Below are 13,052 nucleotides of genomic sequence, written 5' to 3'. Positions count from 1 at the left end.
TCGCCGAGGTTTCCTCCACCGGCTAACCTCGCTTCGTGGCTGAGATCCAGATTCCTGCTGACATCAAGCCCGCCGACGGTCGATTCGGCGCGGGCCCCTCCAAGGTGCGGGTTGAGGCGCTGGACGCCCTGGCCGCCACCGGCACGTCCCTGCTCGGCACCTCCCACCGCCAGGCCCCGGTGAAGAACCTGGTCGGCAAGGTGCGCGAGGGCATCGCCGAGCTGTTCCAGCTCCCCGAGGGCTACGAGGTGATCCTCGGCAACGGCGGCTCCACCGCGTTCTGGGACGTCGCGACCCACGGCCTGATCGAGAACAAGTCGCAGCACCTCAGCTTCGGCGAGTTCAGCTCCAAGTTCGCCAAGGCCGCCAAGCTCGCCCCCTGGCTCGCGGAGCCGGACATCATCTCCTCCGACCCGGGCACGCACCCCGAGCCGGTCGCCGAGGCGGGCATCGACGTCTACGCCTTCACCCACAACGAGACCTCCACCGGTGTCGCCGCGCCCATCAGGCGCGTGCAGGGCGCCGACGAGGGCTCCCTCGTCCTCGTGGACGCCACCTCCGGCGCCGGCGGCCTCCCGGTCGACATCGCCGAGACCGACGTCTACTACTTCGCCCCGCAGAAGTCCTTCGCCTCCGACGGCGGCCTGTGGATCGGCGTGTTCTCCCCGGCCGCGATCGAGCGCGCGGAGCGTGTCCACGCGTCCGGCCGTCACGTCCCGGAGTTCTTCTCCCTCCCCACGGCGATCGACAACTCCCGCAAGAACCAGACGTACAACACCCCGGCCCTCGCCACCCTCTTCCTGCTGAACCAGCAGCTGGAGTGGATCAACGGCCAGGGCGGCCTGGACTGGTCGGTCCGCCGCACCGCCACCTCCGCCCGCACCCTCTACGGCTGGGCCGAGGACATCAAGTACGCCAACCCGTTCGTCACCGACCCGGCCAAGCGTTCCCAGGTCATCGGCACGATCGACTTCACGGACGAGGTCGACGCGGCCGCCGTCGCCAAGGTCCTGCGCGCCAACGGCATCGTCGACACCGAGCCGTACCGCAAGCTCGGCCGCAACCAGCTGCGGGTCGCTATGTTCCCCGCGATCGACCCGGCGGACGTCGAGGCGCTGACGAAGTGCGTCGACTACGTGATCGAGAAGTTGTAGCCGTTTCCCGTACGGCTCCCCCGTACGGGGCGAACGATGACGAGGGCGCCCCACACGCGTGGGGCGCCCTCTCGCATGCAGCGCCGTGGCAGGATCCGCAGGATGAGCATGGAACAAGCGGACCGGCCCGTCGCCCTGGTCACCGGGTCCACATCGGGGATCGGGGAGGCCGTCGCGCGGAGGCTGGCGGCGGACGGGACGCGGGTTGTCGTGCACTCGCGGCGCAGTACGGAGGCCGGGGAGGCGCTGGCGGCGGAGCTCGGCGGGGCGTACGTACGGGCGGACCTCGCGGTGGAGGAGGAGGCCCGGGGGCTGGTCAAGGCGGCGCTCGGCCGGTACGGGCGGCTGGACGTGCTGGTCAACAACGCGGGCATCAGCTGGCCGATCCCGCACGACGACCTGGCCGCGGCGACTCCGGCGGACTGGCGGCAGTTGCTGGAGGTCAACCTGATCGCGCCCTGGGTGCTGTGCACGGCGGCACTTCCGGCCCTGCGCACATCCCCCGCGGGCGGCAGCATCGTGAACATCACCAGCCACGCCGGGGTGCGCCCCAAGGGCTCGTCGGTACCGTACGCGGCGAGCAAGGCCGCGCTGAACCACGTGACTCGGCTGCTCGCGGCCGCGCTCGGGCCCGAGGTGCGGGTCAACGCGGTGGCCCCGGGGCTGGTGGACACGCCGATGACGAAGGACTGGGCGCACGCGCACGAGGTGTGGCGGGACCGCGCACCCATGCACCGTCCGGCCCAGCCCTCCGACGTGGCCGACCTGGTGGCGTCGGTGATCGCCAACTCCTACCTCACCGGCGAGGTCATCGTGCTCGACGGCGGCCTGAACCTGACCTGATCAACACGCTGTCGAGAAACAACCAGGCCGCTGTCACGCCGCCGGCACCCCAGCGCTCGACGAGTTCACCGTCAGTGTCACCCCGCGGGGACAGACCATCAGCTGGTAGAAACCCAGGCCGGCCCCCTCTCGTTCGCTCCGAGGGACGTGTGCGCGGCAAGGGCGCCCGGTGCTCACCGGGCGCCCTTCTCTCATGTCGCCGTGCAGCTCACACTCGGCACACCCCCGCCCCCAGGCGCGCCCCCGAAGCCGAAGGTCGCCGAACCGCCCACCGGCACCGCTCCGTTGTGGTCGGCGTTGGAGGCGGTGACGCTCGCGCCGCTCTGGGTGTGGGAGGCGTTCCACATGCTGGTGACCTTCTGGGAGCCGGGCCAGGTCCAGGTCACCTTCCAGGACTTGAGCGCGACGGTCCCCGAGTTGGTCACCTTCACCTCGGCGTTGAAGCCGCCGCCCCAGTCGCTGCTGACGGTGTAGGCGGCGGTGCAGGCGGCCGTACTGCCGCCACCGCCACCGCCTCCACCGCCGCCACCGCCACCCCCGCCGCTCGGGAAGCCCGGCGCCTTGATGCTCGTGAGGTATCCGTCCTTGACCGTGTCCACCGTCTGCCAGTCGTCCTTCAGGATCCCGCCCGTGTCACCGGAGTTGGGGTTCCAGGACCAGAAGGTCCAGTGGAAGGAGTCGGAGCCGTTCGTCGAGGTCGGCCGCAGGTAGCTCACGAGCGCGGCGAGCCACTTCTGGTCGATCGTGGACTGGAGGGTCGTACCGAACTCGCCCACCCACACGGGGGCGATGTTCTGCTTGAAGATGTAGCCCCAGTACTTGTCCCAGATCCCCGGCATGTTGTCGGGGAACGCCGGGTCGCTGAACCAGCTCTGCTGGGCGACGCTGGTGGCGTAGTCGTGGGCGGAGTACACGACCCTGTTGGGGACGTCGAGTTGGACCGGGTACTGGGCGACGCCCATCAGGTTGCCGCCCCACCAGCCGGAGACGCCGTTGAAGGTCTGTACGCCCTCTACGAAGATCAGCAGGTCGGGGTTGACGGACAGGACGGCGTTGCCGGCCCGTTGCGCCGCGAGGCGCCAGTCCTTGGTGGTGTCGCCGCAGCCCCAACAGGCGGGATCGTGAGGCTCGTTGTGGAGGTCGATCCCGACGACCGCCGTGTTGCCCTTGTAGCGGGTCGCCATGGACTTCAGGTTGGTGATCCACGTCGACTCGGGGACGGCCGAGGTGTACCAGAGCGCGGACTGGCCGCCACCGTCGGGGCGGTGCCGGTCGAGGATGACCTTCAGGCCGTCCTGACCGGCGTAGGCCACGATCTTGTCGAGGACCTGGAGGGAGTTCAGGCCCTGGAGGTCGGCGTTCTTGCCGCTGGAGAAGTTGATGCTGTTGGGGACGGTGCCGCTCTTGAAGATGTCGTCGCTGTAAGGGATGCGGAGGGTGTTGTAGCCCGTCGACTTGATCTGGTCGATCATGCTCTTGTAGTCGCGGGACCAGAGGCCGTGGACGACGTTGTTGCCGGTCTCGAAGCCGAACCAGTTGATGCCGGCGACGCGGACCGGTTGTCCGGCCGCGTCCAGGATCTGGCGGCCGCTGGTGTGCCAGTAGCCGGCGCCGGCATCGGCGGCGTCCACCGCTTTCGCCGTCTGCGCGCCCGCCAGTGGTAACAGGAGCGCCGCCGCCATCGCGCACAACGCTTTTCGCAAGCTGCGGAACATTGTCGCTGCTTCCTCTCGGGGAGGCGCGGGCCGGAACGAGTGGGAGCGCTCCCACTCCCGCACCTCCTATGGAAGGCAGGACACACCGGCCCGTCAAGGACTACGACGTCACCGGCTCAACCTCTGGAACCTCCGCACCGCCAGCGGCAGGAAGACAAGCGTCAGTACCAGCGGCCAGATCCCCGCCATCAGCAGCGCGTGCTGCTCCACCCATGAGTCGCCGCCACCGACCGGCGTCCCGAACAGGTCACGGGTGGCCGCCGCAGTCGAGGAGATCGGGTTCCAGGCGGCCACCGCGCCGAGCCAGTCGGGCATCAGCTGGGGCGCGACGAAGATGCTGGAGATCATGGTGAGTGGGAAGGCCACCGCGAACAGCCCGCCCGCAGCCTCCGGGTTGGGGACGAGGAGACCCAGCCACACGCCGATCCAGATCAGCGCGAACCGCAGCCACAGCAGCAGCCCGAAGGCGGCCAGGAAGCCGAGTCCGCCGTCCGGCCGCCAGCCCATGGCGAGCGCGGTGAGCATCATGATGCCCAACTCCGCGCAAGCCACGATCAGATCGGTCACCCCGCGCCCGGCAACCACGGCGGACGAGGCCATCGGCATGGAGCGGAAGCGGTCGATGACTCCCTTGGTGGAGTCGTAGACCACGACGGTCGCCGTGTTGATGAAGCCGAACGCCATTGTCATCACGAACATCCCCGGCATCAGGAAGTCCTTGTAGTCCCCGCCGCCGGGCACCTGCATCGCGCTGCCGAAGACATAGCCGTACAGCAGCACGGACAGGATCGGGAAGCCCAACTGCCAGGCGATGTTGATCGGTTGGCGTTGATAGTGGGTCAGTCCGCGGCGGACGATGTTCCAGCAGTCGGCGAGCAGCCAGTACGTGCCGCCGCGCGTGCTCGGCGTGCTCAGGTCGATGGCGCTCATGCCGCGGTCTCCTTGTCGGTGCGGTGTCCGGTCAGGCGCAGGAACACGTCGTCGAGGCTCGGCCTGCGCAGCCCGATGTCCTCGACCCGCACACCCTCGTCCTGGAGCGTGCGCGCCACCTCCGTCAGTGCGGCCACCCTGTCGGTCACGGGGGCGTGGACGCGTGACTCGGTCTCGTCCGACTCGGGTTCGCCGTCCGCGACGCGGGCGACGACCTTCACCGCGCGCGGGATGTCGGACCGCTCGGCGAGCACGACCTCGATGCGGTCGCCGCCGATCCGGTTCTTCAGCCCGTCCGGGGTGTCGTCGGCGATGGCCCGTCCCTGGTCGATGACGGTGATACGGGAGGCCAGCTTGTCGGCCTCCTCCAGGTACTGCGTGGTCAGCAGCACGGTCGTACCGCTCGCCACCAAGGCGCGTACGGACTCCCAGACTTCGCCTCGGCTACGGGGGTCCAGGCCCGTCGTCGGCTCGTCGAGGAAGAGGACGGCGGGTGCGAGGATCATCGACGCGGCGAGGTCGAGTCGGCGCCGCATGCCGCCGCTGTAGCCGCCCACCCCCTTGTCGGCGGCGTCGGTCAGGTCGAACTGCTCCAGCAGCTCGACGGCCCGCAACTTGGCCCGGCTTCCCCCGAGATGGAACAGCCGGCCGAACATCTCCAGGTTCTGCCGGCCCGTGAGCACCTCGTCCACGGCGGCGTACTGCCCGGTCAGCCCGATCCGGGCCCGCACCTCGCGCGGCTGCCGGGCCACGTCCAGTCCCGCGACCGTCGCGTGGCCGCCGTCGAGACGGACGAGCGTGGACAGGATGCGCACGGCGGTGGTCTTGCCGGCGCCGTTCGGCCCGAGCAGGCCGTGCACGGTGCCCTCGCGGACGGTCAGGTCGAAGCCGTCGAGGGCGCGCTTGTCGCCGTAGTGCTTGCGCAGGGCTTCGGCGCGGACGGCGTAGGCGTCACTCATGGGTCCCCCCTTCAGAGAATTGAGCACAGCATGAATTGAGTACACCGTACCCGATTGCGCGTACGATGTACTCAGTTTTTCCGGAGGGGCCGGAACCGGGGACTTAAGCTGGCTCCATGACGAGCGGCACGGGCGGTACGGGCGGTACGGAGACCAGCGGCAGCGGCGACATCATGCGCACCCTCGAGCTGCTGTGGGACACCGGTCGGCGTCCCAGTCGCGGGCCCAAGCCCGGCCTGACACTCGACCGGATCGTGGAAGCGGCCGTCCAGGTCGCGGACACCGAGGGCCTGGAGGCGCTGTCCATGCGCCGGGTCGCCACCGAACTCGGCACCGGCGCCATGTCGTTGTACCGCTACGTCCCCGGCAAGGCCGAGCTGCTCGACCTCATGCTCGACCGCGTCCAGCGCCCCGGCGACCCGGCCGACCTCGGCGACGGCGGCTGGCGCCCGGCGCTGGAGGCCATGGCCCGCGCCGCCCTCGCCCTCTACCGGCGCCACCCCTGGCTGCTCCACATCAACCAGACGCGCCCGCTCCTCGGCCCGAGCGCCCTGGACGGCATGGAGCACATGCTCGCCCGCATCCGCCCGATGGGCCTGAGCGACCCCGAGCTGGTCTCGGCGATCATCATGATCGAGGGGTACGTCATCGGGGCCGCGCGCACGCAGGTCTACCAGCAGGAGGCCGAGCGCAGGTCGGGCCAGACCACGGCGGAGTTCTACGCCGCCCAGGCCCCGTTCATCGAGAAGGTCATGGCCACCGGCCGCTACCCCGTCCTCGCCTCCCTCGCCGAGGACACCTGGAACCCCGGCTTCGACCACTTCGAGTTCGGGTTGCAGCGCATCCTGGACGGGCTGGAGGTGTTCGTCGCGGGACGGGAGGGGGACACCCCGGACGACTCAGCGGCGGCGGAAGAGTCGGCGTAGCCCGAAGAGGGCAGCGCAGGCGAGGACGACGGCGACGGCACCGCTCTTGAGCGTGACGGGCGTATGGGAGCCGTCGCCGTCGCTGCCCCCGGACGCGGAGGAACCCCCGCCGCCGGACGGCGACGTGGACCCGGCGCCACCGGGCGCGTCCTCCGCGACCACCGAACTGCCGGAGCCCTCACTGCCGTACATCAGCTTCGTCCCGTCGGCGGAGTAGCTGACGGACTCGCCCTGCCGTTGCAGGGGCACGTCGAGCTGCTCAACGCGCTTGATACTGCCGCCGTTCCAGTCGTAGTCGATGCCACCGAGGTAGCCGCGTACGGCGAGCCGCTTGCCGTCCGGGGAGATCGCGGCGTCCGTGGCCCACAGGTCGACAGGGGCGATGGGGCGGAAGACGTTCGTGCCGGAGGCGGAGAGCTTGGCGGGGCCCTCGTAGAGGTGTCCGCCGTCCTCGTTCTTGTCGACGATGTAGACGCGGCCGGTCTTGGGGTGGACGACGAGCGACTCGGCGTCCCGGGCACCGTCGGAGTACTTCACGACGTACTGCGTCGCCCGGATCGTCTGGTCCTTCAGCTCCTTCGGCTCGGGCAGCCGGTAGACCCACACGTAGGACCAGGAACCGCCGAGGTTGTCGCCGATGTCACCGACGTAGATCTCGTTGTCCGGCCCGATGGAGATGGCCTCGACGTCACGCGGACGGCCCACGCCGGTCATGGTGACTCGCGCGACCGTCTTCCCGGTGGCACTGTCGACGGCGTAGAGGTACGGGCCGTCGTCGCTGTCGTTGTGGGTCCAGTAGACACCGGGGTGGAGACGGGAGGCGGCGAGGCCGCTCGACTCGGTGATGCGGGAGTCCTGGATGGTGAACCCGTCGTCACCCGGCGCCGCCGAGACGGGCCCCGCGCCCACGAGGACACAGAGAGCGGTGACCGTGACCACACCGAGAAGCGCGCGCATGGGGCCAAGCTTGCCATCTTGGGTTGTGTGGGCGGTGTCAATGCGTGGGCAGCCTCACATCCCAACTCCCCGCCTGATCGTCCATCATGAGCGGATGCTCAGGTTCATGCCCGTCGGAGACTCCATGACGATCGGCAGCGCGGGCGAGCACACATGGCGGTACCGCATGTGGCAGCACCTGCGCGCCACGTACGACGCCCCGTTCGGTGTGGTCGGTCCCCGCGAGACGCTGTACGACAAGGCGACGGACGAGCCGACGTCGTACGAGTACGCCGACCCGGACTTCCCGCACGCCCATCTGGCCGGCTGGGGCGAGGGCTGGCTGCACATGGCTCCGGCGATCCGCGAGGCGGTCCGCGCCTGCCGGGCCGACGTGCTGCTCGTCTCCCTGGGCCTGATCGACCTGGGCTTCTACACGAACGCGGAGCAGACGGCCGCCAACGCACGGGAGTTCATCGCCGAGGCCCGCGCCGCCGACCCGCACGTCCGCGTCGTCCTCCTCCCGGTGATCCCCAATGTGCGCGCCGAGTCCGACGCGCCCTTCGCCGCGGAGGTCGCCCGCTTCAACGAGCTGCTGGCCAAGACCGCGGCGAACCTGGACGATCCGACGTCCCCCCTGCTGATGGCCTCGATCCCGGAGTCGTACGACATCCACACCGACACCTACGACGGCACCCACCCCAACGCGAGCGGCGAGCACAAGCTGGCGGCGGCGTTCGCGGGGGCGATGCATCAGGCGTGGGGGCTGGGTGGGGAGTACGGAGCCGGGGAGGACGGGGAGCCGACGGCGTCCACGAGGCACTCGGCACAGGGCCCCTCGCGGGGCCGCAGGTCGTCCCACTGTTCCTCCTCGAGGTAGTCGGCCCGGGGTCGCTGTGGCATATGCCACTCGACCCGCGTCCTGGTCACGGTGCGTATCGTTGTACTGCGCGGCGGCACTGGTCCATGAGGTCGCCGGGGAGGAGCGCCAGAATGACCGTCCTTGAAGACAGGATCGCGATGGCCGAGGCAAACGACGTGCTGACTCTGGACGAGCTGTTCGAGTCGCTCGATCGGGCCACCCCCGAGGGCTACAAGGTCGAGATCGTCGAGGGGGCCATCTTCATGTCGCCGCAACGGGACACGCACTGGGAGATCATCGCCGACATCTTCGAGCAACTGCGCACGAAATACCCACGCAAGCGCATCAAGTCGGACGTCCGCGTCGACTATCCGGGCCACCTCAACGGCTTCGCCTCCGATGTGACTCTCGTGGCGGAAGGCGCCGAGATGGACCAGAAGGGCTTGTGGCGCTGCGAGGACGTCGAGTTCATCGCGGAGGTCATCTCGAAGGGCACGGCCCAGAACGACTACGGCCCCAAGAAGACGGCGTACGCAGTCGCCGGCGTAGCCGTCTACCTCATCGCCGACCCTTACCAGGGCAAGTGCCACCTCTACACCCAGCCCAAGGACGGCGAGTACTTCAGTGAACTCTCCGTCGTCTTCGGCATGGACGTCGACATGACCACTACCCCCGTCGGCCTCACCCTCAAGACCGACGACTTCCCCCGCGACTGACCCCCTTGCATAGAGCGCACTCCAAGCCGTTGGCTGGGCGGTCATGAAGTACACGCAGCTCGGACGCACCGGACTCAAGGTCAGCCGACTCGTTCTCGGCACCATGAACTTCGGCCCGCAGACGGACGAAGCCGACTCCCACGCGATCATGGACTCGGCGCTGGACGCGGGCATCAACTTCTTCGACACCGCCAACGTGTACGGCTGGGGCGAGAACAAGGGCCGCACCGAACAGATCATCGGCAACTGGTTCGCGAAGGGCGGCGAACGGCGCGACAAGGTCGTGCTCGCCACCAAGGTGTACGGCAACATGGCGGCCGACGGCGCCGCCTGGCCCAACCACGACAAGCTCTCCGCGCTGAACATCCGGCGAGCCGTGGACGCCAGCCTCAAGCGGCTGCAGACCGACTACATCGACCTCTACCAGTTCCACCACGTCGACCGCAGCACTCCCTTCGAGGAGATCTGGCAGGCCATCGACGTCCTGGTGCAGCAGGGGAAGATCCTCTACGTCGGGTCCAGCAACTTCCCCGGCTACAAGATCGCCCAGGCCAACGAGATCGCCGCGCGGCGCGGCGGCACCATCGGCCTCGTCAGCGAGCAGTGCCTCTACAACCTCGCCGAGCGCCGGGCCGAGATGGAGGTCATCCCGGCCGCGCAGGAGTACGGCCTCGGGGTCATCCCCTGGTCGCCGCTGCACGGCGGACTGCTCGGCGGCGTGATCAAGAAGGAGGTCGAGGGCGGGCGCCGGGCGTCCGGGCGGGCCGCCGACACGCTCGCCAAACCCACCGCACGCGCGCAGATCCAGGCCTACGAGGACCTGCTGGAGAAGCACGGCGTGGAGCCCGGAGAGGCCGCACTCGCCTGGCTGCTGACCCGGCCCGGCGTCACCGGCCCGATCGTCGGTCCGCGTACCGCCGAGCAGCTGGAGGGCGCCCTGCGCGCCGTGGAGCTGGAGCTGAGCAAGGAGCTGCTGGCCGGCCTCGACGAGGTCTTCCCGGGCCCGGGCCCCTCTCCGGAGGCCTTCGCCTGGTAGACGCAGGCGCCAGTAAGGGCCGCGGGGAACTGCGCGACCGGCCACCCACGGTCCGCAGCCGAGAGCCGGCCGCGGTTCCCCCCGGCCTTACCTGCCCACCGCAGCGGCCACGGCGACGACAACGAACATCAGCACAAGCGCACCGGCCATGATCCGGTTCCGGGTTTTCGGGTCCACGCCATCGAGCCTAACCGGCCGCGCCCAGCGGCCAGCGGGCGACCGGGGTGTAGCGGGGCTGCTCGCCCGGCACCCCTGACGTCGGCAGGTCGCTGCGCACGAGGACCAGCTCCCGGACGGTCCACGTGCTGCCGGTGAAGGTGTGGAGGGCCTCGACATACGGTCGTACGGCGAAGGCGTCCCGGCTGCGGGCCACCGTGAGGTGGGGCTTGTAGCGGCGGTGTTCTCCCATCGGCAGGCCCGCCTTGCGTGCCGCCGCCTCCGCCCGGTCGGCCAGGCGGCTCAGGGTGTCCAGGTCGCCGTCCGCCCCCGCCCACAGCGCCCGGCCGTGGCCGAACTGGCCACCGCTGCGGAGGGAGAGCGGGAAGGGGGCGGTGCGATGAGCCGCGCGCTCCAGCCGTCCAGACAGGTCGGACACGACCTCGTCGTCGACCTCGCCGTAGAACGCGAGGGTGAAGTGCCAGCCCGGGCGGCCCGTCCAGCGCAGGTCGGCCGCGCCGGGCAGCTTCTTCAGTTCGGCGATCTTCGCGGCCAGTTCGTCGGTCACGTCGGTCGGCGGGAGCACGGCGGCGAAGAGTCTCATGGAGGTCACCCTGCCATGAGCCTCCGCGCGCCTTCGTGCGCTCAGGCCACCGTCGCGAGCCGCTCCCGCTCCTCCGGTTCGCGGGGGACGAAGCGGACGTGGGGGTGGCCGCGGTTCCAGCCGACCGACAGGCGCAGTCCGCCCACGCGGGCCAGGACCAGGCCGATCGTCACGGCCGCCGCGGCCGCGATCGCGCCGCCCGCGGCCAGGCCCGCGCGGACGCCGTACGCGTCCGTGATCCAGCCCGCAATCGGGGCGCCGACGGGCGAGCCGCCCATGAACACCATCATGTACAGGGCCATCACCCGGCCCCGCATGGCCGGGTCGGTGGCCATCTGGACGCTGGTGTTCGCGGTGACGTTGACCGTCATGCCGAACATGCCGATGGGAACCATGAGCAACGCGAACAGCCAGAGCGAGGGGGCCGTCGCCGCGACCATCTCGACCGCGCCGAAGGCCAGCGCCGCCGCGACCAGCACCCGCATCCGGGCCGTGCCGCGGCGGGCCGCGAGGAGGGCGCCCGCGAGGGAGCCGATCGCCATCAGGGTGTTGAAGAGGCTGTAGGAGCCGGCGCCGGCGTGGAAGACGTCGTCGGCGAAGGCCGAGAGGTAGACGGGGAAGTTGAAGCCGAAGGTGCCGATGAACCCGATCAGGACGATCGTCCAGATCAGCTCGGGGCGCCCTGCGACATAGCGCAGGCCCTCCCGCAGCTGGCCCTTGCCGCGCGGGGCGCGCTCGACGACGTGCAGCTCACGGGCGCGCATCAGCAGCAGGCCGGCGATGGGCGCGACGAAGGACAGGCCGTTGGCGAGGAACGCCCAGCCGGTGCCGACGCCGGTGATCATCAGGCCCGCGACGGCGGGGCCGACCAGGCGGGCGGACTGAAAGTTCGCGGAGTTCAGGCTGACCGCGTTCTGCAGCTGGCCGGGGCCGACCATCTCGCTGACGAAGGACTGCCGGGCCGGGTTGTCGACGACCGTGGCGAGGCCGACCGCGAAGGCGGCGACGTACACGTGCCAGACCTGGACGTGGCCGGAGAGGGTGAGCAGCGCGAGCGCGACGCCGGTGACGGCCATCGCCGTCTGAGTGAAGAGGAGGGTGCGGCGCTTGGGCAGGCGGTCGACGAGGACGCCGCCGTACAGGCCGAAGAGCAGCATCGGCAGGAACTGCAGGGCCGTCGTGAAGCCGACGGCCGTGGAGGAACCGGTGAGGCTGAGGACCAGCCAGTCCTGGGCGATGCGCTGCATCCAGGTGCCGGTGTTGGAGACGACCTGGCCGAGAAAGAACAGGCGGTAGTTGCGGACGCTCAGGGAGCTGAACATCGAGGACTTGCGAGTGGGGGTGGGCGGGGAGTCGTGGGTGCCTGGTGCGGGGGCGGAATCTGCTCCGGGTCCCGTACTCAAAAGGGTTCGCCTCCTTGGTACTGCGTGCTGTTTACAGGTGTGCGAGCTTCTCCAGCACGGGGGCGGCGGCGCGCAGTTTCGCCCACTCGTCCTCGTCGAGGTTCTCGGCCAGGGAAGCCAGGAAGACGTTGCGCTTACGGCGGCTCTCCTCGAGCATCGCCTCGGCCTGCTCGGTCTTCGTGACGACCTTCTGGCGCCGGTCCTCGGGGTGTGGCTCCAGGCGGACCAGGCCCTTGGCCTCGAGCAGCGCCACGATGCGGGTCATCGAGGGCGGCTGGACGTGCTCCTTGCGGGCGAGTTCGCCGGGGGTGGCGCTGCCGCAGAGGGAGAGGGTGCCGAGCACGGACATCTCGGTGGGGCTCAGCGATTCGTCGACCCGCTGGTGCTTGAGCCGACGGGACAGTCGCATCACGGCGGATCGCAGCGAGTTCACGGCGGCCGCGTCGTCGCCATGGGTAAGGTCCGGCATGTTCTTTAGCGTAACTCATTACTCTCGCTAAGGACCACCGGAAACACGCGAGGGCGCGTGATACCGGCCACTGAGCCCCGCTGTCACTCATCCGGGTGATACCGCTGCGGAACGTAACGCGCTGCCCCAAGGCATGCGGCGACCCTCAGTGCATGGGGACCAGCGTGCTCAGCCTGCGAATAGACCACGACCTGCTGGAACGGCTTCGGGAACACGCCGCCAGACGAGGAATGAGCGTCCAGGACTATGTGGTCCGGACGCTCATTCGCGATGACTTCGACGAGCGGTTCCAGACCGCCGTCGAGAAGACGGAGAAGTTCTACGGGCTCATGTGAGGCGCGGT

General features: G+C 69.7%; 14 protein-coding genes. 7 read left to right on the top strand and 7 right to left on the bottom strand.

Going from position 1 to position 13,052, the window contains the following annotated elements; translation table 11 throughout:
- Positions 1-35: 35 nt before the first annotated feature.
- Positions 36-1,154: a phosphoserine transaminase gene (gene serC / locus AC067M_RS10745; RefSeq protein ID WP_478696650.1), complete on the top strand. Its 1,119-nt coding sequence runs from the start codon at positions 36-38 to the stop codon at positions 1,152-1,154.
- A 102-nt stretch (positions 1,155-1,256) separates the two neighbouring features.
- Positions 1,257-1,997 carry an SDR family NAD(P)-dependent oxidoreductase gene (locus AC067M_RS10740; protein WP_478696649.1) on the top strand — a complete coding sequence of 247 codons (741 nt, stop codon included), beginning with the start codon at positions 1,257-1,259 and terminating at the stop codon, positions 1,995-1,997.
- A gap of 191 nt (positions 1,998-2,188) precedes the next feature.
- Here AC067M_RS10740 and AC067M_RS10735 read toward each other — a convergent pair whose 3' ends face one another.
- The 3 genes from AC067M_RS10735 to AC067M_RS10725 all read right to left on the bottom strand — a co-directional run bounded on the left by AC067M_RS10735 (position 2,189) and on the right by AC067M_RS10725 (position 5,601).
- The gene (locus tag AC067M_RS10735) at positions 2,189-3,712 is read right to left on the bottom strand and encodes a cellulase family glycosylhydrolase (RefSeq protein ID WP_478696648.1); all 1,524 of its coding nucleotides are present in this window, start codon (positions 3,710-3,712) and stop codon (positions 2,189-2,191) included.
- A gap of 108 nt (positions 3,713-3,820) precedes the next feature.
- A complete protein-coding gene (locus AC067M_RS10730; RefSeq protein WP_478696647.1) occupies positions 3,821-4,642 on the bottom strand; it encodes an ABC transporter permease in 822 nt (273 codons plus the stop codon).
- The gene (locus tag AC067M_RS10725) at positions 4,639-5,601 is read right to left on the bottom strand and encodes an ATP-binding cassette domain-containing protein (protein ID WP_478696646.1); all 963 of its coding nucleotides are present in this window, start codon (positions 5,599-5,601) and stop codon (positions 4,639-4,641) included. Before AC067M_RS10725 ends, AC067M_RS10730 begins: the two co-directional genes overlap by 4 nt.
- Before the next feature lie 116 nt (positions 5,602-5,717).
- Here AC067M_RS10725 and AC067M_RS10720 point away from each other — a divergent pair, with 116 nt between their 5' ends.
- On the top strand, positions 5,718-6,527 hold the full coding sequence (locus AC067M_RS10720; RefSeq protein ID WP_478696645.1) for a TetR/AcrR family transcriptional regulator: 810 nt from the start codon (positions 5,718-5,720) through the stop codon (positions 6,525-6,527).
- Here the strand turns inward: AC067M_RS10720 and AC067M_RS10715 are convergent.
- The gene (locus tag AC067M_RS10715) at positions 6,501-7,484 is read right to left on the bottom strand and encodes a WD40 repeat domain-containing protein (protein WP_478696644.1); all 984 of its coding nucleotides are present in this window, start codon (positions 7,482-7,484) and stop codon (positions 6,501-6,503) included. The genes AC067M_RS10720 and AC067M_RS10715 overlap by 27 nt on opposite strands.
- 94 nt (positions 7,485-7,578) lie before the next feature.
- Here AC067M_RS10715 and AC067M_RS10710 point away from each other — a divergent pair, with 94 nt between their 5' ends.
- From AC067M_RS10710 to AC067M_RS10700, 3 genes are all read left to right on the top strand, one after another.
- Positions 7,579-8,343 carry a GDSL-type esterase/lipase family protein gene (locus AC067M_RS10710; protein ID WP_478696643.1) on the top strand — a complete coding sequence of 255 codons (765 nt, stop codon included), beginning with the start codon at positions 7,579-7,581 and terminating at the stop codon, positions 8,341-8,343.
- A gap of 113 nt (positions 8,344-8,456) precedes the next feature.
- Positions 8,457-9,041, top strand: a complete 585-nt coding sequence (locus AC067M_RS10705; protein WP_478696642.1) for a Uma2 family endonuclease — start codon at positions 8,457-8,459, stop codon at positions 9,039-9,041.
- 43 nt (positions 9,042-9,084) lie between these two features.
- Positions 9,085-10,077: an aldo/keto reductase gene (locus AC067M_RS10700; protein WP_478696641.1), complete on the top strand. Its 993-nt coding sequence runs from the start codon at positions 9,085-9,087 to the stop codon at positions 10,075-10,077.
- Between the two features lie 187 nt (positions 10,078-10,264).
- Here the strand turns inward: AC067M_RS10700 and thpR are convergent, their stop codons facing one another.
- Genes thpR through AC067M_RS10685 form a run of 3 tightly spaced genes read right to left on the bottom strand, consistent with a single transcriptional unit; the run spans position 10,265 to position 12,709 of the window.
- Entirely contained in the window at positions 10,265-10,837 is a 573-nt protein-coding gene (gene thpR, locus AC067M_RS10695; protein ID WP_478696640.1) for an RNA 2',3'-cyclic phosphodiesterase, read from the bottom strand.
- A 41-nt stretch (positions 10,838-10,878) separates the two neighbouring features.
- A complete protein-coding gene (locus AC067M_RS10690; RefSeq protein ID WP_478696639.1) occupies positions 10,879-12,240 on the bottom strand; it encodes an MFS transporter in 1,362 nt (453 codons plus the stop codon).
- A 31-nt stretch (positions 12,241-12,271) separates the two neighbouring features.
- Complete coding sequence (locus AC067M_RS10685; RefSeq protein WP_478696638.1) at positions 12,272-12,709, bottom strand: MarR family winged helix-turn-helix transcriptional regulator; 438 nt, start codon at positions 12,707-12,709, stop codon at positions 12,272-12,274.
- Positions 12,710-12,861: 152 nt separating this feature from the next.
- Here AC067M_RS10685 and AC067M_RS10680 point away from each other — a divergent pair, with 152 nt between their 5' ends.
- Entirely contained in the window at positions 12,862-13,044 is a 183-nt protein-coding gene (locus tag AC067M_RS10680; RefSeq protein ID WP_478696637.1) for a ribbon-helix-helix protein, CopG family, read from the top strand.
- Positions 13,045-13,052: the final 8 nt, after the last annotated feature.

It is taken from the genome of Streptomyces sp. NPDC043427 (assembly GCF_056436655.1).
The sequence above is the reverse complement of the archived record's forward strand: the minus strand, read 5'-3'. Positions and strand labels throughout refer to the sequence as shown.